The organism is Arsenicibacter sp. R0_47 (assembly GCF_057652235.1).
Map to the genome: position 1 here is coordinate 36,312 of NZ_JBYFCJ010000019.1, position 19,623 is coordinate 55,934.

Annotated in this window: 17 protein-coding genes; 7 read left to right on the forward strand and 10 right to left on the reverse strand. The window is 53.9% G+C overall.

All coding sequences use genetic code 11. The features are described 5' to 3' along the window. Nucleotides 1–5 precede the first annotated feature (5 nt). The 4 genes from AC23NW_RS24645 to AC23NW_RS24660 all read right to left on the reverse strand — a co-directional run bounded on the left by AC23NW_RS24645 (nt 6) and on the right by AC23NW_RS24660 (nt 7,598). Entirely contained in the window at nt 6–1,823 is a 1,818-nt protein-coding gene (locus tag AC23NW_RS24645) for an FAD-dependent oxidoreductase (RefSeq protein ID WP_293843046.1), read from the reverse strand. A 4-nt stretch (nt 1,824–1,827) separates the two neighbouring features. Further along, on the reverse strand, nt 1,828–2,946 hold the full coding sequence (locus AC23NW_RS24650; RefSeq protein ID WP_487452808.1) for a hypothetical protein: 1,119 nt from the start codon (nt 2,944–2,946) through the stop codon (nt 1,828–1,830). A 51-nt stretch (nt 2,947–2,997) separates the two neighbouring features. Beyond that, nucleotides 2,998–4,479 (reverse strand): RagB/SusD family nutrient uptake outer membrane protein, encoded by a 1,482-nt coding sequence (locus AC23NW_RS24655; RefSeq protein ID WP_487452810.1) that lies wholly within the window; start codon nt 4,477–4,479, stop codon nt 2,998–3,000. An 86-nt stretch (nt 4,480–4,565) separates the two neighbouring features. After that, nucleotides 4,566–7,598 carry a SusC/RagA family TonB-linked outer membrane protein gene (locus tag AC23NW_RS24660; RefSeq protein WP_487452812.1) on the reverse strand — a complete coding sequence of 1,011 codons (3,033 nt, stop codon included), beginning with the start codon at nt 7,596–7,598 and terminating at the stop codon, nt 4,566–4,568. 275 nt (nt 7,599–7,873) lie between these two features. Here AC23NW_RS24660 and AC23NW_RS24665 point away from each other — a divergent pair, with 275 nt between their 5' ends. Further along, nucleotides 7,874–8,902 carry a LacI family DNA-binding transcriptional regulator gene (locus AC23NW_RS24665; protein ID WP_487452814.1) on the forward strand — a complete coding sequence of 343 codons (1,029 nt, stop codon included), beginning with the start codon at nt 7,874–7,876 and terminating at the stop codon, nt 8,900–8,902. 5 nt (nt 8,903–8,907) lie between these two features. On the opposite strand, the gene AC23NW_RS24670 is transcribed toward AC23NW_RS24665, so the two are convergent. After that, a complete protein-coding gene (locus tag AC23NW_RS24670; RefSeq protein ID WP_487452815.1) occupies nt 8,908–10,710 on the reverse strand; it encodes a DOMON domain-containing protein in 1,803 nt (600 codons plus the stop codon). 18 nt (nt 10,711–10,728) lie between these two features. Further along, complete coding sequence (locus AC23NW_RS24675) at nt 10,729–11,358, reverse strand: TIGR04282 family arsenosugar biosynthesis glycosyltransferase (RefSeq protein WP_487452817.1); 630 nt, start codon at nt 11,356–11,358, stop codon at nt 10,729–10,731. A 65-nt stretch (nt 11,359–11,423) separates the two neighbouring features. On the opposite strand from AC23NW_RS24675, the gene AC23NW_RS24680 reads away from it, so the two are divergent. The 6 genes from AC23NW_RS24680 to gldD all read left to right on the forward strand — a co-directional run bounded on the left by AC23NW_RS24680 (nt 11,424) and on the right by gldD (nt 15,891). Further along, the gene (locus AC23NW_RS24680) at nt 11,424–11,792 is read left to right on the forward strand and encodes a Rid family detoxifying hydrolase (protein WP_487452819.1); all 369 of its coding nucleotides are present in this window, start codon (nt 11,424–11,426) and stop codon (nt 11,790–11,792) included. 73 nt (nt 11,793–11,865) lie between these two features. Beyond that, nucleotides 11,866–13,392 (forward strand): glutamate--tRNA ligase, encoded by a 1,527-nt coding sequence (gene gltX / locus AC23NW_RS24685; RefSeq protein ID WP_487452821.1) that lies wholly within the window; start codon nt 11,866–11,868, stop codon nt 13,390–13,392. 170 nt (nt 13,393–13,562) lie between these two features. Next, the gene (locus tag AC23NW_RS24690) at nt 13,563–13,865 is read left to right on the forward strand and encodes a hypothetical protein (protein ID WP_293844257.1); all 303 of its coding nucleotides are present in this window, start codon (nt 13,563–13,565) and stop codon (nt 13,863–13,865) included. Between the two features lie 143 nt (nt 13,866–14,008). Further along, nucleotides 14,009–14,788 (forward strand): TIGR00266 family protein, encoded by a 780-nt coding sequence (locus AC23NW_RS24695; RefSeq protein ID WP_293844260.1) that lies wholly within the window; start codon nt 14,009–14,011, stop codon nt 14,786–14,788. Nucleotides 14,789–14,869: 81 nt separating this feature from the next. Continuing rightward, the gene (locus tag AC23NW_RS24700; protein ID WP_293844263.1) at nt 14,870–15,160 is read left to right on the forward strand and encodes a hypothetical protein; all 291 of its coding nucleotides are present in this window, start codon (nt 14,870–14,872) and stop codon (nt 15,158–15,160) included. Nucleotides 15,161–15,342: 182 nt separating this feature from the next. Further along, nucleotides 15,343–15,891, forward strand: coding sequence for a gliding motility lipoprotein GldD (gldD, locus tag AC23NW_RS24705; protein WP_487452896.1), 549 nt, complete (start codon nt 15,343–15,345; stop codon nt 15,889–15,891). A gap of 51 nt (nt 15,892–15,942) precedes the next feature. Here the strand turns inward: gldD and AC23NW_RS24710 are convergent, their stop codons facing one another. The 4 genes from AC23NW_RS24710 to AC23NW_RS24725 all read right to left on the reverse strand — a co-directional run bounded on the left by AC23NW_RS24710 (nt 15,943) and on the right by AC23NW_RS24725 (nt 19,458). Continuing rightward, a complete protein-coding gene (locus AC23NW_RS24710) occupies nt 15,943–16,893 on the reverse strand; it encodes an MBL fold metallo-hydrolase (protein ID WP_487452824.1) in 951 nt (316 codons plus the stop codon). A gap of 179 nt (nt 16,894–17,072) precedes the next feature. Continuing rightward, nucleotides 17,073–18,338 (reverse strand): peptidase T, encoded by a 1,266-nt coding sequence (gene pepT / locus AC23NW_RS24715; protein ID WP_487452826.1) that lies wholly within the window; start codon nt 18,336–18,338, stop codon nt 17,073–17,075. A gap of 19 nt (nt 18,339–18,357) precedes the next feature. Further along, entirely contained in the window at nt 18,358–18,822 is a 465-nt protein-coding gene (locus tag AC23NW_RS24720) for a pyrophosphohydrolase domain-containing protein (protein ID WP_487452828.1), read from the reverse strand. A 237-nt stretch (nt 18,823–19,059) separates the two neighbouring features. After that, nucleotides 19,060–19,458, reverse strand: a complete 399-nt coding sequence (locus AC23NW_RS24725; protein WP_487452898.1) for a GxxExxY protein — start codon at nt 19,456–19,458, stop codon at nt 19,060–19,062. Between the last annotated feature and the right edge of the window lie 165 nt (nt 19,459–19,623).

Below are 19,623 nucleotides of genomic sequence, written 5' to 3' on the forward strand. Positions count from 1 at the left end.
GATCGTTACTTCCGTGCTTCGGGTGTTATGGTTGCCGGTACATCGTCCCGGACAATGCCCATCAGTTCGGGCAAATAGGTCTGGTACACGCCCCGCGGTGAGGTGTTGTGCTTCTTCGCGACGTAGGCCGCAAAGCCAACCACTTCGCCCATCATCCCGCAGGTCCGCATTACGCGGGTGCTGCCGAATGCGACGTGCGTGGTGCTGATGTTGCGGCCGGCCATAAACAGGTTACTGATATTTTTTGAATACAGGCAGCGGTACGGGATGGTATACGGAGCCACTTTAATGTGTTTGGTGCCCGCAAAAAACTCCTGACCGTCAAAGTATTGTTTGTTCTTTTCGTCGGGGAAATGCAGGTCGATGGTCCAGGTGGCGGTTACTGTTCCGTCGGGGTATTGCTTGCCTTCCTGAATATCCATCTGGTTCAGGACGTGGTCGCCGATGATCCGGCGTGATTCGCGTTTACCGCCGATGTAGGCCACCCAAGCCAGTTCTTTCTTTGCGTACTTCGCCTGTTTGTGGTGTTTCAGGTACGACCAGTTGCCGTAGATCGCGCGCAGGTTATGGTCGCGGATTTTTTCGGCGTCGGTAATGGTGTTGAAGTTGCCGAAACCGGTTTCCCACTGCCAGTCAGAGCGTGCTTCGTCGATGTGGTATTCATCGGAAAAGGGGAGGGCCCAGGGTGTTTCGGGGAAGGCCGACACGGTGTCGCGGTCCAGCGATGCCCAGAGGTTTGAGGTGCCCAGCGTAAAGTCGTCGGATTTGTCAGCGGCGAGCGATTCGCCGGTTTCGGTTTTGCTTTCGCGGCCCATCCGGAATTCCGCACCCGCCAGTGCGCCAATGGTGCCGTCGCCCGTGCAGTCGGAGAAGTAAGTGCCGGTAAAGCGCGTTTCCTTGTTGGTGGCAATGTCGCGGCCGGTTACGGCTATAATTTTATCGCCTTGTTTTTCGACCTGATCCACATGGGTGTTCAGGAACAGCGACAAATTCCGCTCGCCTTTGACGATGGCAATTTTACGGGCATCGCCGTATTCCTGGGCGTCGGGGTGGCCGTTGCCGGGATCGCCGTTGTCCATCTCACGAACGATACGGCCCAGTTTCGGATAGTGGTTTTTATCGACATCACCCCGTAAATGCACCCGCACTTCGGAGCTATTGTTGCCGCCCAGCATCGGCCGGTCCTGAATCAGGGCCACTTTCAGGCCCATGCGGGCACCCGAAATCGCCGCGCAGGTGCCGGCAATACCCCCGCCTACCACAACGAGGTCAAAGTGTCCGGCATCAGCCGGTTTGTCGGTCAGGTTCAGCATTTTTTTGCGGAAGGCCGACAGGGCCTCCGGCGCGTTTGGCGGGGTGAATTTAGGCACGCTGGTCAGCAGAATGGCGTCGCAGCGGCCGTTGAAGCCGGTCAGGTCATGAAGGCTCAGACTAACCTGATCCTGTTGAATGCTGGTTTCGCCGCCATAATACCATTTCCACTCATCGGAGCCGCTTTCACCGAAAACCGGTTTCAGCGGTTTCCCGTCGAGGATAACCTGAAACTTGCCCGGGCCTTTCGGAAACGGTGCCCAGTCTTTGGTCCGGACCCAGATCTGGTACGTGCCTTTTTTCGGGACAGTTACCGTGGTGCGGGCATCCTTAACGGGGCGACCCATGCCGTGTGCCATCAGATACGACGAGCCCATCACAACAAACGACTGCTGGTCAATCACCCAGCCGCCCTTATCGGCAAAGGACTCGGTTTCGACAAACAGGTGCTCCTGCGCAACCGCATGGAGCGTCAGCAGGAGCAGGAAAATGGTTTTTAGAACAGACTTCATGACTTTATCGGGTTTGGTTGAGTGTTCGGGCATAGTCCGCTAATCGCTGTCTGACGAGCCGGTTTGCCGGTTTTTTTGCGTTGAGTACATCGTAAAGCCGCAGGGCCGTTTTCGCGTCCGGCGCGTTCGGCAGAAAGTCGGCCACAATCAGTTGCGTTTCCCCGGTCAGCGTTGGCTGGCGTTCGAGCAGGGTTACGAGCAAGCCTGTTTGTTCAGGATTTACCTGACCCAGCTGCCTGGCTACCTGCGTGATCAGCCACGGTGTCAGGGGCAGGGCGGGTAATTGTTTCAGGACGGCAATCTGTAACGTATACGGGGCCTGCCGGTAGGTTTCCCATAGCCAGCGCTGCCGCTCTTCCGCCGCCCAGAAGGCAGCGTTCAGGTGTTGCAGGGCATAGCGGGCGGTGAAGATGTTTTTACCCCGCAGTATCCGGAGCACATCCTCACTGAATGCCGGTCTGACGCTTCCGTCGGTGCCGATGACCTTATCCATGGCCCAATACTGGTAATGGTAGTTGGTGCTGCCCAGAAACCGGTGCAGCTGCGCATCGTCCGACATGGATTCGGTCACCCGGCGCATCGTTGGTACCACCTGATCGTGCGCAATATGCCAGAGGGTGTAGCAGGTATAGACCGCGCCGTCGATTACTTCGTTTTTCACCGTTTTCAGGGTGGCCCCCGCCTTTGCATCGACTGAGTCGGCAAGGTTTTCGGTGCCTTTGCTGACCAGATCGCTCATGGATACGTCTTTCAGGAGCGATTGGGTGTTGCCCAGAATGGCCTGAAGCTTGTCGTAATCTTCCTGTTTGAAGGGCTTGTGGTCCATTCTGGTCAGTTCCTCGCCGGCCGGAAGGTCAAAGTGGGTATAGTTGCCCAGCAGGTCCCAGTAGAGGTTGATGTACACCGGTTTGCACTCGCCCGTCAGGCAAACCGGTGTAAAGACGTTGCAGTAAAAATGATCCGGCCGGTTCTGCGGGTCAACGGCCAGTTTCAGGGTATAGGTAGTCGTATCATTAATGACCACTGGATACTCCCTGACCGGAACCGTCTGCGCCGCTACCTGTTGCCCAACCACACAGGCACACAACACCGCCAGCCTCATCAGTTGGCCTGAGAAGGACATGAGCAAGCCTTCTTTTTTGTCTATGTGTCTATGTGGTTGAAACATAATGATTTACTTCCAGTCCGGGTTTTGCTCCATTTTCGGGTTGGCGTTCAGCTCATCCTGCGGAATCGGGAAATACTTGTGTTTAGGCAGTACGGGCCGCGACGGATAGACGCTGTTGACTGCTTTCGGAATCACCGTCAGGAATTTACCGGTCCGCGTCAGGTCATACCAGCGGTCGCCCTCGGCGAAAAATTCCCATGCCCGTTCCTGAATCACCGCGTCGATGAACGCATCTTTGCTGAGGCCCGTCTGCAGGTCGGGTAAACCGGCCCGGCGACGAACCGTGTTGATGTAGCCATAGGCCGTGGCAGACGCTCCGTTCAGACGCGCTTCGGCTTCAGCCGCAATCAGGTACACATCGGCCAGCCGCAGAATCGGGATGTTTGAGATTGTATTTACCGTCGAAACCGGATCCTGATATTTCTTGATCAGCACGCCGTCGGCCGTAATCGGCGTAATGTTTTTCTGGGCCACAAGCTTGCCGGCTTTATCGACGTAAGTGGTATCGAGCAATAACCGGCGTTTATCAGCCGGATTAAATGACCGGTAAAACGACATGTAGGCAAACATTGACCCGAAGGTTGTTCTGCCATATTCCGGTCCGGCGCTGCCCGGAGGGCCGCAAAGACCAACCATCTGGTGCGAGCGGCCCGGCGAAATCGGGTCCACTTCATACGCCCACATGTTTTCGATACGGGCAGCATCCTCCTGATCGTATTTGTAGACGTTGCGCACATCCGGCATCAGCGAATATTTCCCCGAGGTAATCACCGCCTGGGCTTTCTCCAGCGCCTTGGCCCAGTCTTCGTTATACAATGCAGCCTTGGCATACAGCGCATTGACCACCTCTTTCGATGGCCGGCCCTTGTCTACGTTCGGGTATGACGGCAGACCGGCGGCAAATGCCTGATCCAGATCGCTGTAGATTTGCTTGTAGACATCGGCTTTGGTGCTTTTGCCCACTACCGCGGCCGCTTCCGACACACTGGCCTGCGTTTTAATGGCTACATCGCCGAAGTTTTTGGTCAGTCCCCACAGGTAGAAGGCACGCAGGAAATACGCTTCCCCGATAATTTGCTTCTTACGGGTTTCGTCCATTACCGCAGCCGGTACTTTCTCAATGATCCAGTTCGTTTTTTCGATGCCGTCGTAACCCGATGCCCAGATTTGCTGCGGCGACTCATTGACGCGTCCGTTGCTTTTCTGGACAGTATAGTTTACGTCGTACGAAAACAGCGTCAGCGTATTCCGGCCCACCACCCCGCGCGGGTAGGTCTGGTCGTCGCTGAAATCAGCCACGAGGGTCATGGCCGGTCCCGAGTACAGGTCGCCGATCGGGTCATACGCTGCAATCAGCCCTTTTTCGGCGTCGGCCGCCGTTTTGTAAAACGCTTCCGTATAAATCGACGAATAAATCGTTTCGTCAAGCTCACAAGCCGTCAACGCCATGAGCGGGATAAGGTATAGGAGTTTTTTATTGAGCTTCATATTGAATTGAGTGATTGAGTGGTTGAGCGAATGAGTGAAAGGGGGCCGAAAGGCACTCAATCACTCATTCGCTCAACCACAAATGGCTAAAACGTTACCTGCAATCCTCCGAGGAAGGATTTGGCTTGTGGGTACACGAGGTTGTCGATGCCGATGGCGGTGTTGGAACCGGCGTAGGTGTTCACCTCCGGATCGAAGCCGCTGTATTTCGTAACCGTCAGCAGGTTGTTGGCGCTGACATACACCCGGATTTGCTGGATGCCCTTGATGCGGGGCAGGGTATAGCCCAGCGTGACGTTTTTCAGGCGCATGTATGAACCATCTTCCACCACATAATTCGTAATCGGCAGACGACCACCCTGAGCCGCACTCACGTACTGGTTGCTCGGGTTGGTCGCCGACCAGCGGTCAACCACGCCTTTCAGCATATTGCGCTGACCCAGCGGCATTTCAAACGACAGGCGGCTGGCGTTGTAAATGTCGTTGCCCTGCGAACCCGACAGGAACAGGCTCAGGTCAAAGCCTTTGTAAGAAGCATTGGTTGAGAAACCGTAAATAAATTTCGGGTTCGGATTGCCGGTGACCACCTGATCGGCGGCGGTAATGGTGCCATCGCCGTTAATGTCCTTCACCTTGTGGCCACCCAACCGGCCGTCGTAGCCTGGCAGAATGGTTTCGCCGGTCTGGTTGATGCCGTCAAACATGTAGGTTTTGAACAGGCCCAGCGGACTGCCAACCCGCAGGATGGTATAGGTCGTAATGAAACGCTCCTGCGTAGTGCCGCCGTCGAGGTCAAGCACTTTGTTGCGGTTAAAGGTCATGTTGGCCGAAGCGTTCCATTTCACCGCACCGTCGAGAATGCGGGCGTTGGCGGCCAGTTCCAGACCCTTGTTTTCGAGGGCGGCAAAGTTACCGGTGATGGTGCTGTAGCCCGAGCTCAACGGCAGGGATTTCACGTAAAGCAAGTCTCTTGTCGTTTTTTGATATACATCGACAATGAAGCTGAAGCGGTTGCGTAATACGCTGATGTCGAGGCCAATGTCCGCCTGTGCCGAGCGCTCCCAACGCAGGTCAGGGTTGGCAATGCCCGACGGGTTGATACCGGTCACATACGCATGGTTGATGTTGTAATCGCTTCCCGATGCCGACACGGTGGCCAGTGACTGATACGGGCTGATACCGGCCGCATTGCCTGTAATCCCGTAGCTGGCGCGCAGTTTCAGGTCGGTCAGCCACGTAAGGCTTTTCATAAACGGCTCTTCGATGATCCGCCAGCCAGCCGATGCTGCCGGGAATAGACCGTATTTGTGATTGGCTCCGAACCGGCTCGACCCGTCGACACGGGCGGTCAGATCAATAAAGTATTTGTCTTTATAGCCGTAGTTCACGCGGGCCAGGTACGAATCAAGGCGCTGGCTCGTCCGGTTTGAGCTGATGGTCCGGTTCAGGGCCAGTTGCAGGGCTTCATTCTGCGTAGCGTCATTCGGGAAACCCGTGGCATTGATACTGTTCGAGTTAGCCAGTTCCGACTGTGTGGCAAATACCGCGGTAGCCTTCAGTGAGTGTACATCCCCAAAATTGTGGTTGTAAGTCAGGATGCTTTCGTGCAGCAGCGCCAGGTAGTTGGAGTTCGTTTTCGAACCGGAGCCCGAGTTATCGTTCAGGTCATTTTTTGCCACAATCGACCGCGGCGAATACGTATCACGGATGCTGTTCTGCATGTCGACGTTGAACGATGCGCGGTAGGTCAGGCCCTTCAGCAGCGTGGCTTCACCATACAGATTGGCCAGTGTCCGGCGCAGGTCTGTGCGGTTCAGGGTAGACGCAAAGTTCAGCGGGTTCACCACTTCGCGGTACTGGCCATTGGCCTGCTCGCCGAACGGGAAAACGCTGCCGTCGGTGCGGTACGGTTGCAGGGTCGGCGGTGCACCAACGGCTGCGCCGAGGATGGAGGCTGTAATCACAGCCGCGTCACCGATGGTGGTCGAACCGGTGGTGATGCCGTTGTTTACGTTATAGCTGCCCAGAATACTGGTGCCGACTTTCAGCCAGTTGCTGACCTTATGGTCTACGTTCATGCGGTAAGAGTACCGCTTGAAGTTCGAGTTGATAATAATCCCGTCCTGATTGAAATAGTTGGCCGACAGCGCCAGCTGCGTTTTCTCCGTACCACCGTTGATCGACAACTGATGGCTTTGAATCGGTGCTTCGCGGAAAATAACGTTCTGCCAGTTCACGCCTTCGCCAAGCGAGGCCGGATTCTGGTAGTAGTTGTTTTTAAAGACTTCGTTTTCCAGCTGCCCGAATTCGGCCGCGTTCAGCACCGGCAGTGTTTTATTCACCTTCTGCACGCCATAATAGCTGTCCAGCGTAATGCGGGTCGCTCCGGATTTACCGCGTTTCGTGGTAATGAGCACTACCCCGTTAGCCGCCCGTGAGCCATAAATAGCTGATGCCGAAGCATCTTTCAGGATTTCGACCGATTCGATGTCGTTCGGGTTGATCGTCGAAAGCGGGCTGACATCGTTAATGCCGCCACCGTTTGAAATCTGGATACCATCCACGACATACAGCGGCTCCGAGTTTCCGTTGATTGAGTTCGTTCCGCGGATCCGGACGCTGATGTTACCGCCCGGCGCACCGGTGTTCTGGCTGACCTGCACCCCGGCTACGCGCGATTGCAGGCCCTGAGCCACGTTAGCGACCGGTGTCTGTACCAGGTCGGTAGCTTTCACCGACGCAATGGCTCCGGTAGTTTCGATTTTCCGCTGCGTACCGTAGCCCACAACCACGACCTCACTCAGCGACCGGTCATCGGCCTGGAGGCGTACTTCCACGCTGCTTTGATTACCGGCGGATACTTCCTGCGTGATGTAGCCGATATACGAGAAGGTCAGCGTAACGGCACCATTCGGGATCGACAGCGTAAACCGGCCGTCGGCATTGGTAGTAGTTCCCTGTTGGGTGCCTTTGATAACCACATTGACGCCCGGTAAGGGTATACCGGCGTCCTCCGCAATGACGCGACCGCTGACAGAGCGGCTTTGTGCCAGCACTGCCTGAAGCGAAGTTAGCAGCAGCAGTAGACTGACTGCTAAACATTGTACAATCTTTGCCATAAAAGTCGGGTAGGAATAGTTCAATTTTTACCTGGTTTGATACTTGTTTTAGCGCTATTAGGAAATTTGTCTCTAACTGGCTGTTTTTCAGTTGCTTGTTGTTTACTGTCCGCAGCCTTTCTATTAATTTACCAGCACCTCTGACTGATAACAAGAAATATTTTCATTATTTTTTTGGGAACATTCCCAAAATGGATTGGGAATGTTCCCAAAATGAAAAGCGATCAATTCGGGTATAACAGGAAGAAACCGGTTAATTATTAGAAAAATACAAAATGCATCAGCCTACTATCATTGATATTGCCCGTCAGCTTGGTATTTCCAAGTCAACGGTGTCGCGGGCGTTGACGGCGCACCCGAATGTAAATGAGAAGACCCGGCAACAGGTGCTTGAGCTTGCCGAGAAACTGGACTACCAGCGTAATCAGCTGGCGATTTCGCTGCTTACCAACCAGACGCGTACCATCGGCATCATGGTACCGGAGTTTATCAGTTTCTTTTTCCCGAAGGTAATTATCGGGGCACAGGAGGAACTGGCTAAAGCAGGCTACAACGTGGTCATCTGCCATTCCAATGAGTCGTATGAGATTGAAGTGACCAGTGCCAAATCGCTGTTTGCCAGCCGGGTAGATGGGTTAATTGTATCACATACGAAAGAGACCCGGAATTTCGACCACTTCCGGACGTTTACGCGGAAGGGCATTCCGGTGGTGTTTTTTAACCGGGTCTGGGAAAATGAAGACGTATCGAAGGTGGTGGTAGATGATTATACGGGGGCCTATCAGGCGGTAGAACACCTGATTCAGACCGGCCGCCGGCGGATTGCCCATTTGTCCGGCCCCGACACACTGCCCAACAGCCGGAGCCGCCTGAACGGTTACCTGGATGCGCTGAAGCACTACGACGTTCCCGTTGATCCGTCGCTGGTAATTTCTTACGACCTGACGCTGGAGAAGGCCAATATTTACGTGAATCACCTGCTGAACCTGCCCGAGCCGCCGGATGCCTTATTTGCCATCAATGACCCGACGGCTATCGAAGCATTAAAAGTGGTGAAAAGCCGTGGGCTGCGCGTGCCCGACGACCTGGCCATTGTCGGGTTCAGCGATGACCCGATTTCGGCCCTCATTGAGCCCGGGCTAACCAGTGTGGCACAGCCGGTCAGTGAAATCGGGCAGGAGGCCGCGCGCTTATTACTGGCTCACCTGGCGGCTTCGGCCGGCCAGGCCACCGAACCAACCACCATTACCCTGCCGACCCGGCTGGTCGTGCGGGGGTCGACGGGTAGGGGCACGGCCGCATAATTGCCTCAACGCGAGACAAACCGGTAGTTAAACCGCCGGTCGGGAGCGCTGTCGCCGTTCAGGAAAAATTCGGTGATGGCATTGAGCCGCTGGATATTGTCGGCCCAGTGAAAATCAACTGCGATGCGGTTGCCGGTGAGTTTCAGGGCTGTTCGCGGAATGGCCAGTTCCAGACCGGTACCCGAAAAGCGGGCCGCTCCCTGCTGCACGACCTGCCAGGTTTTATCGGTCCAGCGGCTGATGGTACAGGCGGTACCTTGTTTAGCCGGCTGAATCAGGTAGTCATATCCTGCCCAGCCGGTTTTAGCCGACTGATCCGTATCCAGGAAGAGCAGCATCCAGTTTTTGCCGGTTGGTGCGGTCAGTTTTCCGGCTGTCTGTACGTAGGCATACAGGTTTTTCCCGTCGTAGGTCATGCGTGCCTGTGTAATGTCATTGCGGCCTGTTGCATTAATGTACCGCCGTTTGTTGTCGTATCCCAACCAGTTCCGGTGTTCGGTATCGCCCGTGGGGTCGCCGTACAACGGTTCAACGGTTTTCCATTCGTCGAATGTACCGTCGATCTGAATGGTTTTGGCGGGAGTAGCCGGTACGGGCGCATCCATGCCTTTAAACCGCCGGATATTGGCTGCGAGCTGGTAGTAATAGTTATCGGTATAGCCGCCTTTCATCGGTTCAATATCGCGGTTGTACTCTTCGTTGTAGAGATCGACGAAAAACGACTCGCCTTTTTTCAGCGGTTTACCCATAAACGACCCGTCGGGTTGCCGGCCATTCGGGGCATCCTGCGCCACAAATCGCTGCGCGATCCATTCGTTCCAGCCCGTCACGAACACTACCTGCGGATCGACCTGTAACGCCCGTTGCCATTGCTCGGCAAAATAAGCGCCCTGCTCGGTAATGGCGGTCCGGCCCTGCCCCGACATTGCTTTCTGGACGCCTTTCTGATGGCTTTTGCCCACGTTGAGTGTTGGATGGCTGGCCACCGCTACCGGGATTTCCTCGGGTACGGCAGGGTCTTTGTCCCAGCCATAATGCTGGGGTGTCCGGTCTATCCATTGCCAGTGATGGGGTTCATTGCGGGAGTTGGTCCATGCCCAGCTGTAGCGCCACGTAAAGAAATTGCGGATGGCCGGGTCGGTCATGTCGCGTTCCTGCCCGAGGACCAGCGGTTTGCCCTGCCAGCGAAACCACAGCTCGGAAAATTTGTTGGGGGCGTAGAACTGGCGGTACAGCTCAGTAATGGTCTCAGTGCCACGCGCGTTGGTAACGAATGCTATGTACGGTACCGGAATGCCCTGATGCCGCATCGTGACCGCAATCCGGCAGAGTTTTTCCACGGTCGGCAGGTAGGTGATGGCATTCGTTACATCCAGAAAAAGGATGTCGACGCCGGCAAGGGTCAGTAGCTGCAGATTGCGGCGAATCAGCCACGGATCATCAGCGCGGAAATAGCCGGTCTCCGGCTCGCCCCACCAGTGAAAGGCGCCGGCCGGTCCATACGCCGGTTTTGCCGGGTTTTGTCTGATGAGTTTTGAAATGTCGTAAACCGGTGTGACATCATGCCCGTGCCACAAAAAGTAGAATATGCCGACGTACTTGCCGCCCTTGTAACGGGGTACCTCACCGGCCATTGGCAGTTTACGGCCTGCGCCGTCGGTAGCCGCCCAGTTGCTGCTCAGCGGCGGCAGGATCGGCGAATTGCCGCTGTCCTGGGGCACGGGTAAGGCTGGTTTACCCGAAAAGAGGAAGACACTGCCGAGCAGTATCAGCAGGGTGACGTATTGCAACCGCACAACTATTTTCATAACGTAAGACAGGTTGATTTACTGTTTGTTACCTTGCCATGCTTCATAGTCAGCCCATTCGTCGATGTCGCTGAGGGGTTCGAGCAGGGTATAGCTTATCTTTTTTTGGGTTAGTTCGGCCAGCGTAATCGTCAGTAGGTCGGGCTGACTCCAGGGCTTGTTCTCAAATACGAATGCAAGGGGTTCGCGCAGGCCCAGGAGGTAATAGCCGCCGTCGAGAGCGGGGCCAATCACCACGTCGTGGTCCCTGAGAGCGTCAAATGCCTGGCCGATATGGGCGGGGGAAATGTAAGGACAATCGCTGCCGATAATAACGACCCGCGTAGCGCCGGCCGCAAACTGTTCACGGAACGCATGCAGCATCCGCTGCCCGAGGTCATCGCCGGTTTGCAGGTATTTAGGGTAACCGTTCCAGCCATCGTCGGGATTCACGAAATCACCGTAATACACGACGGGCTGTGCCGTCAGCTGACCGGCGATGGTCTGTGTGTGCCGGAGCAGGTGGCGGTAGACAGCCGTAGCCTGTTCATCGCCGACGGTTCGGGCAATCCGGGTTTTTACGGTGCCGGGAACCGGGTTTTTTACGAAGATAATGACGTGTTCGTCGGTCATCGGTGGTTTGATTGCTACCTTTGCAGAATAATTCATCAGTAAGCCATTCACGCGGGCCGGAGCGGTTGCTCTGGTCTTTGTGGCTATAAAAGCAAAAAACAATGTCAAAGCAAATTGTTCATACAGAAGAGGCACCGGCTGCGATCGGTCCTTACAGCCAGGCGGTGAAGGCCAACGGCTTTTTGTTTGTTTCCGGTCAGATTGCGCTCGACGTGGCGGCCTCAGGTGATATCAAAGCCGAAACGCAGAAAGTGATGGAAAACATCGGTGCCATTCTGAAAGCGGCCGGTTTGGATTACACAAACATTGTTAAATCAAGCATCTTTGTCAAAGATCTTAACAATTTCGTCGCGATCAATGAGGTATACGGCAGTTTCTTCACCAGCGATCCGCCAGCCCGCGAAACCGTCGAAGTGGCCCGCCTGCCCAAAGATGTCAACGTCGAAATTTCGGTGATAGCCGTTCAATAAGTGATTGAGTGATTGTGCGATTGAGTGAACCAGTCAATCGCACAATCACTCAACTACTCAATCACTCAATATCATGCAAGATACTGTACGGGTTCGTTTTGCGCCCAGCCCGACGGGGCCGCTGCACATTGGCGGCGTACGAACCGCTCTTTATAATTACCTGTTTGCCCGTAAAAACGGGGGAAAAATGCTGCTCCGGATCGAGGACACCGACCAGAACCGGTTTGTGCCGGGAGCAGAAGACTACATCATCGAAGCCTTGTCATGGATCGGTATCCAGATCGACGAAGGGCAAGGTGTCGGCGGTCCGCACGGTCCGTACCGGCAGTCAGAGCGTGCGGCCATCTACCGCGCGGAGGCGCTGCGGCTGGTCGAGGAAGGCAAGGCCTATTACGCCTTCGACACGGCGGAGGAGCTGGACGAAATGCGGAAACGGCTGGAAGCGGCCAATGCACCGGCTGCCCAGTACAACGCCATTACGCGGATGCAGATGAAAAACTCGCTGACGCTGTCTGCCGATGAGGTACAGACCCGGATTGATAGCGGCGCACCGTATGTGATCCGCCTGAAAACGCCGCGCAAAGAAGAAGTACGGCTTAATGACCTGATCCGTGGCTGGGTAAATGTCCATTCGTCGGCGATTGACGATAAAGTACTCCTCAAGTCAGACGGGTTACCGACCTATCACCTGGCCAACGTAGTAGACGATCACCTGATGGGCATTACCCACGTGATCCGGGGCGAAGAGTGGCTGCCGTCGGCACCGCTGCACGTCCTGCTGTACCGTTATCTGGGCTGGGAAGATACCATGCCGCGTTTTGCGCACCTGCCGCTATTGCTGAAGCCGGAAGGTAACGGTAAGCTGAGTAAGCGGGATGCCGAACTGGGTGGTTTCCCGGTATTCCCGCTTCAGTGGCAGGATCCGTTTACGGGGAATGTCGCCCGTGGTTTCCGCGAAGATGGGTATCTGCCGGAAGCGCTGGTGAACTTCCTGGCGTTTCTGGGCTGGAACCCCGGCACAGAGCAGGAGCTGTTTACGATGGATGAGCTGATCGAGGCATTTGATATTGAGCAGATTCATAAGGCAGGTGCCCGCTTCGATATTGTGAAAGCTACCTGGTTTAATCACCAATACCTGCGCCAGCAGCCAAATGCCGGGCTGGCACCCGCTGTGATCCGGCAGGCAGAGGCCGCCGGTCTGACGTGCTCAACCGAAAAAGCGGAAAAAATAGCCGGTTTGCTGAAAGAGCGCGTCAACTTTGCTCATGAACTGTTCACGGAAGGACAAACGCTTTTCTACACGCCCGACAGCTACGATCAGGCGGTAGCAACGGCCAAATGGAACGACGATGCCCGTAAGGCAGTGACCGTTTTCCGTGAGGCACTGCTGTCGTTCGACGGCGCGTTCGAGGCCGATGCCATTAAGCATACCTTGTCGGATACGCTGCAACAGGCAGGTATTAAGCAGGGCAAAGTAATGCAGGCCATGCGGCTGGCCCTGACCGGCGTTGGTGCCGGTCCTGACCTGATGATGACCATGGAAATCATCGGCCGCGATGAGGTGCTCCACCGCCTGAGTCTGGCGCTGGAAAAACTGTAAATGATTGATGGCACCACAAAGGCACTAAGAACGAAAGGAGCACAAAGATTTAACTAACGTACACTTATCTAAACCTTTGTGCTCCTTTTTGTCTTCACGTCTTTGTGGTAGTTTACATATTGGTTTAGCCGCCTTCACGACTTTGTGGTAACGTTCAAACAATAAAAGTTATGGCTAAGAAGAAACCTAATTCCGACAATCCGCAGGGTGACAAACCACGGGTTCATAAAGACCTGGAAGGTTTTGATATTCAGATCAATTCTTTCGGGGAAATCGTGACGAGCTTTGAAATCGACAAGATCAATCAGTTTCTCAACAAAACGGTTGACGACAAAAAACTACGCCACCGCAAAGATCTGGACGAACTGAAAGGCGAACGCAGCGGCGACGAGTTCGATGACGAAGAGGAAAAAGAGGATGACGACCGCCTTGATCTGAGTGCTGATCTGGATGAAGACGACGAGCGTTTCTAACGGTTAGTTTACCGGATGATGCCGTAAAACAGCCGCTCTTCTGCCGGAAACGGCGGTCTGTCCCGATCAGTTGTTCCGCTAACGCGAAAGTGCTTTACATTTGCAGCCTGTTTCTGTAAGTTCATACTAAACGTTTAATCTGCATGTATTCTCACGAAATCGATTACCGCATTATAGGCGAAGACATTCAAATTGTCGAGATCGAACTGGATCCGAATGAAACCGTTATCGCCGAGGCCGGCGCCATGTTGTACATGGAAGACGGCATCACGTTTGAAACCAAAATGGGCGACGGCTCACAGCCTGATCAGGGCTTTATGGGCAAACTCTTCCAGGCCGGGTCGCGCCTGCTGACCGGTGAGTCGCTGTTCATGACGCACTTCACCAACCGTGGTGTCGGGAAGCGGAAAGTTGCCTTTTCGGCACCATATCCGGGTACGGTCATGCCGATCAACCTGGCTAATATTTATGGTAATCAGCTGATTGTTCAGAAGGATGCCTTTTTGTGCGCGGCTATGGGTACGCGTCTGAACGTTCATTTCAACCAGCGGATTGGTACGGGCCTGTTTGGCGGCGAAGGATTTATCCTGCAAAAACTCCAGGGCGATGGTCTGGCCTTTATTCATGCAGGGGGCGTGGTCATTGAGCGGCAACTGAACAATGAAACCTTACGGGTTGATACCGGTTGTGTCGTTGGGTTTGAACCACAGATCAGCTTTGACATTCAGCGGGCCGGTGGTCTGCGTAGTATGGTATTCGGTGGTGAAGGAATGTTCCTGGCAACGTTGCGGGGTACGGGCCGCGTCTGGATTCAGTCCATGCCGATTTCGAAACTGGTTGAACGGCTGTCGCCGGGCGGCGGGCAGGCGCGCAAGGAAGGCGGCTCTGTGCTGGGCGGCCTGGGCAGCCTGTTTGAAGACTAGGGTAAACTTCCGGTCGCTTTGTGAACTTTCATCCGGTAATCTGACTTATTGCTAATAACGCCTTGTTTAGTAAGGGAGTATATGGAAGTAATTTGTGTAAATGATAGTTTTCCGGCCCCGGTGCTGGCCTTTTATGCCGAGTTCGGGGTGCAGACGCCTAAGAAAGAAAAAATGTACAGCGTACGGCTGGTAAAACGCCACACCAACGGCGAAACCGGTGTACTGCTGAACGAAATTCAGAATCCCGATGTGCCGGTGAAACATCCGGTGCTGGGCGAAGTCTGGTTTGAACCGACATTTAACATCAACCGGTTTACGACGCTGATGGGTGAGCCTGTCCGGCAGGAAGAGCTCGAACTGACTAATTCATAAGTCGCTGAAGACATGGCGTTGCTGATTGTTTGCTGCCCGGACGGGTGGCTGTCGGTCAGCAACGTTTTTTTATACAAGAAACGGCCTCTGCAATTCGTTTCTAATCACCGGATCATCAACCGGTGTTAACCACCTATTCTGTTTCCGTGATCAAATACGTTCTGTTTGTGAGTCTGCTGGCCATGGCGGCCTGTGGCGGCCAAAAAAGCGTTGACTTTGTGCCCAAGCCTAAAGGGTATCCCCGCATTGATCTGCCGGGCCACGCCTATCAGCCTCTGGAGCCTACTCACCCGTATCAGTTTGAGTACTCAAAATATGCGCGTATCCTGCCGGATACGTTTGCCAGAGCAGAGCCGCACTGGATTTTCGTAAATTATCCGAAGTTTAACGCCAGCATCCAGCTGACCTATAAGCCCGTACTGAACGATCCTGCCCGGCTGAAAGGGATGCTGGAAGACTCTTATAAGCTGGCCGGGAAGCATAAAATCAAAGCGTATTCAATTCAGGAGAAGGTGACACGGCTGCCGTCGGGTATCTGGGCAAATGTGATTGAACTGCGGGGGGAAGTGCCGAGTCAGATGCAGTTTATTACGACCGATACCACGACAAACTTTCTGCGCGGAGCGCTGTATTTCAATACCGCCACTGACAACGATTCACTTCAGCCGGTAATTGATTACATCAAAAAAGATATGCTGCACATGCTGCAGACGCTGAAATGGCGTAAATAAATGAAGGGCAACTGCCAGGAAGTTCTGAACTTCCTGGCAGTTGCCCTTCATTTATTTATGGGACACCAGCTTACCGACCCCTGCCAGTACCAAACCGGTTAACACACCAATACCGATGGCGCGGGCAACATAAAACGAGGTTGGGGCAGGCATTGATACGATGCCGTTTTCATCGGCCACAACCGGTTCTTTCACATAACGCCCGTTTTTCGACGGAATCGAACGCTTATCGAAGTTATTCACCAGCCGGCTCAGTTCAAGTTGTAAGTCAAGCCCGCGGACAGCCTGGCCGTGTCCGGTCCCAACGGCTGCCGGATGCAGATCGGCCAGCTTTTGAACGGAATGCCGGGCGGCCTCCCAGTCGATGGTAAAGTAGGCCGGCGGGCCGTGTACTTCTATTTTCTGCGTTGCCACGGCATAGGCTGAATTCTGGTTTGTCGTGACAAACGCATCGCCCGCAATAAGGGTCCGGTCACTGTCGCGGAACAGAGAAACGTGGCCTGGTGCGTGGCCAGGTGTATGGAGAAAGCGCCAGCCGGGCAGTTCGCGGATTGTACCGCTATCCGGAACCGGCCGTAGGTTCGTATTGATATCAATTGGCTTCGTCGGAAAAATCCAGGACATATAGGCCATCAGGCCCCCGCCAATGCCCGGATCTGGTGGCGGGTAGCCTGCCTTACCGGTCAGGTACGGGTGTTCGAGCCGGTGCGCATACACCGGTACCTGCCAGTTCTCCAGTAAGTTTTCAAGTGAACCAACGTGGTCGCCGTGGCCGTGTGTCAGTACGATGGCACGGGGCGGATTATCGTCGCCAAACAAGGATTCGGCTTTCTGCCGGATGTCATCGGCATAGCCGGGCAGCCCGGCATCGACGAGTACCCACGGATTTCCCTGACCAGGATGGCCGATGAAAAATACGTTGACGAAAGCCGTTTTTATACCGCGTACATCGTCCGTGACGTCGTAGGCGGTAAGCGGTTGAGTTGTGGTTAAAGCTTCCATAAAAATCGAGTAATTATGTAGGCTTAACCGGCTTGTATTCGAAAGGTTTAGAAAGTACTACTTTAGGCAAGAGGGTTTATTAAACTATTTACCACATCAGTCACATAGGTACACAGAGGGCGGAACTCTATATTTTTCTATATGGCTGATGTGGTAAAGTAAAGTCAGCGTATTAGATGTTAAGCGCGCTCTTCCCAGACCTGCGCCACATTCACGATGACTTCAACGGCCTTGTACATGTCCTGTACCGAAACCCACTCCTGGCGCGAGTGAAAAGCGTGTTCACCGGCAAAAATGTTCGGGCAGGGAAGGCCCATGAACGAAAGCCGTGAACCATCGGTGCCGCCCCGGATACTACGCGGTTCGGCCAGTAAACCCGCCCGCCGGATGCCTTCCAGGGCATTGTCGACTACGGCCGGATGTTGGTCCAGTACCTCTTTCATGTTGCGGTACTGCTCAAACACCTGAATGGTTGCCGTCGAATTCGGGTAATACTGTTGTAGTATCCGGTTGGTCAGATCTTCGAGGTAATGCTCTTTTTCGAGTAAACCTGCCACGGTAAAATCGCGGATGATAAACTCCAGCACCGCCTTATCCTGATTGCCCTCCATGCGTGTCGGGTGCACAAACCCTTCCTTGCCTTCGGTGGTTTCCGGTGAGAGGCTGTCTTTGGGCAGTGCCGCCAGAATATCAGCGGCAATCTTCAGCGCGTTTTCGAGCTTCCCTTTCGCAAATCCCGGGTGCGTACTGACACCCTGAATGGCGATTTTTACGGCGTCGGCCGAGAAGGTTTCATCCTCCAGCGCCCCCAGCGACTCCCCGTCGATGGTATAACCGAAATCGGCGCCCAGCCGCTGCAAATCCACTTTTTCGGTGCCACGGCCCACTTCTTCGTCGGGGGTAAACAGGATCCGAATCTGACCGTGTTTTACCTCCGGATGCGTCAGCAGGTAATGGGCAGCATCCATAATTTCAGCCACGCCCGCCTTGTTGTCGGCTCCGAGGAGGGTTGTGCCGCTGGCGGTAATGATGTCATTGCCAATCTGATTGCTCAGGTCGGGGTGATCGGCCAGCCGGATTACCTGAGGCGGATCGGCCGGTGTTTCGCGGTCGGGCAGTACAATATCACTGCCGTCGTAGTTATAATGAATAACCGGCTTCACCCCGGCTCCGGTTACGTCCGGTGAGGTATCTACGTGTGAGCAGAAGCAGATAACCGGCACGCCGGGCTTAGCGGTATTCGCCGGAATGGTAGCATACACATACCCGAACTCGTCTGATTCTGCATCGGTAATGCCCATGCCCAGCAGTTCCTGTACCAGCAAGCGGCTCAGGTCTTTCTGTTTTTCGGTCGACGGATTGGTTGCCGACTGCGGGTCCGACTGGGTGTCGATCTGTACGTAGCGTAAAAAACGGTCAACGACGGTGAACGAATAGGCTTTCATAAGCGGGGAAGGTTACCGGTTAGCTTACAAGCGAAACCAGATCGGCCGGTGAATAGTTGACGTTTTTCAACGTTTTCTGATCGGCTGTCCGGTAGACAAGGTATTTGCCGTCGGACTCAATGTAGTGGCATTCGACGCCTTTAGCCTGATAATGTGCCACGGTGGCCTCTGCTTCTTCCACTGTATGACAGGCTTTGCTGAGGTTCGACCGCTGTACTTCGTCGAACAGCGTTTTGAATTTTTCGCCCAGACCAAACTCAAGGATGGCACCGGCCAGTACGTATTGCAGATCGCAGAGTGCGTCGGCTACTTCAACAATATCGTTTTGGGCAATGGCTGTTTCGAGTTCTTTTAATTCTTCGGCTAACAACGCGACCCGCAACTGGCAACGGTTTTCGGCCGGAATTTGAGGGGTTTCCAGAATCGGATGATGAAAGGTACGGTGAAATTCCGCAACGTCGTTTAAGGCGTCTGGTGACTGCATAACGGGACTATGATTCGGACTGTGATTAGTATGATTCAATGATTAAGTGATTAAAAGATGCTGCTGATTCGGACTATGATTGGTATGATTTAATGATTAAGTGATTAAAAGATGCTGCTGATTCGGACTGTGATTAGTATGATTCAATGATTAAGTGATTAAAAGATGCTGCTGATTCGGACTGTGATTGGTATGATTTAATGATTACGCTGATTTTGGCTCAATGATTACGCTGAATCAGGGTAATGGTTTAAATTTATTGTTGCTTACCCGCTTAAACTGGAGACTTCGGCTGCCAAAATTAATGAGCAGGCCGATTTCCAAGTTGTAGGCTTCGAGGTAATTTATGGCCTGAGCGAGATGAACGTCTTCCAGCTGGATAACGGCCTTGAGCTCAACAGCCAGTATGTCTTCAATTAAAAAATCAACGCGCCGTCTGCCGATCAACTGTTGCCGGTAGTAAACGGGCATGATAAACTCGCGTTTATGGGCAATACCAGCCAGACTGAGCTCGATAGATAAGGCTCTTTGGTAAATTACTTCCTGAAAGCCATTTCCGATCTGTTTGTGTACCTCCATGGCGCATCCGATAATCCGGCCAGTCAATTCAGAGTGTTTATACTGGTGGTCAATCATCGTCTCAAATAAGTTGGGTGAGTTAATACGCTGACGTCTGTTCATCAGCGCAGAACCATATTTAGACGATACAACCCTGGTCAGGTAGCTGTGTATTTTATAATTAAATGAGCTTACTGATTAAAATACGATCCTGTCGCTCCTTCAATCAAACAACTCACATAG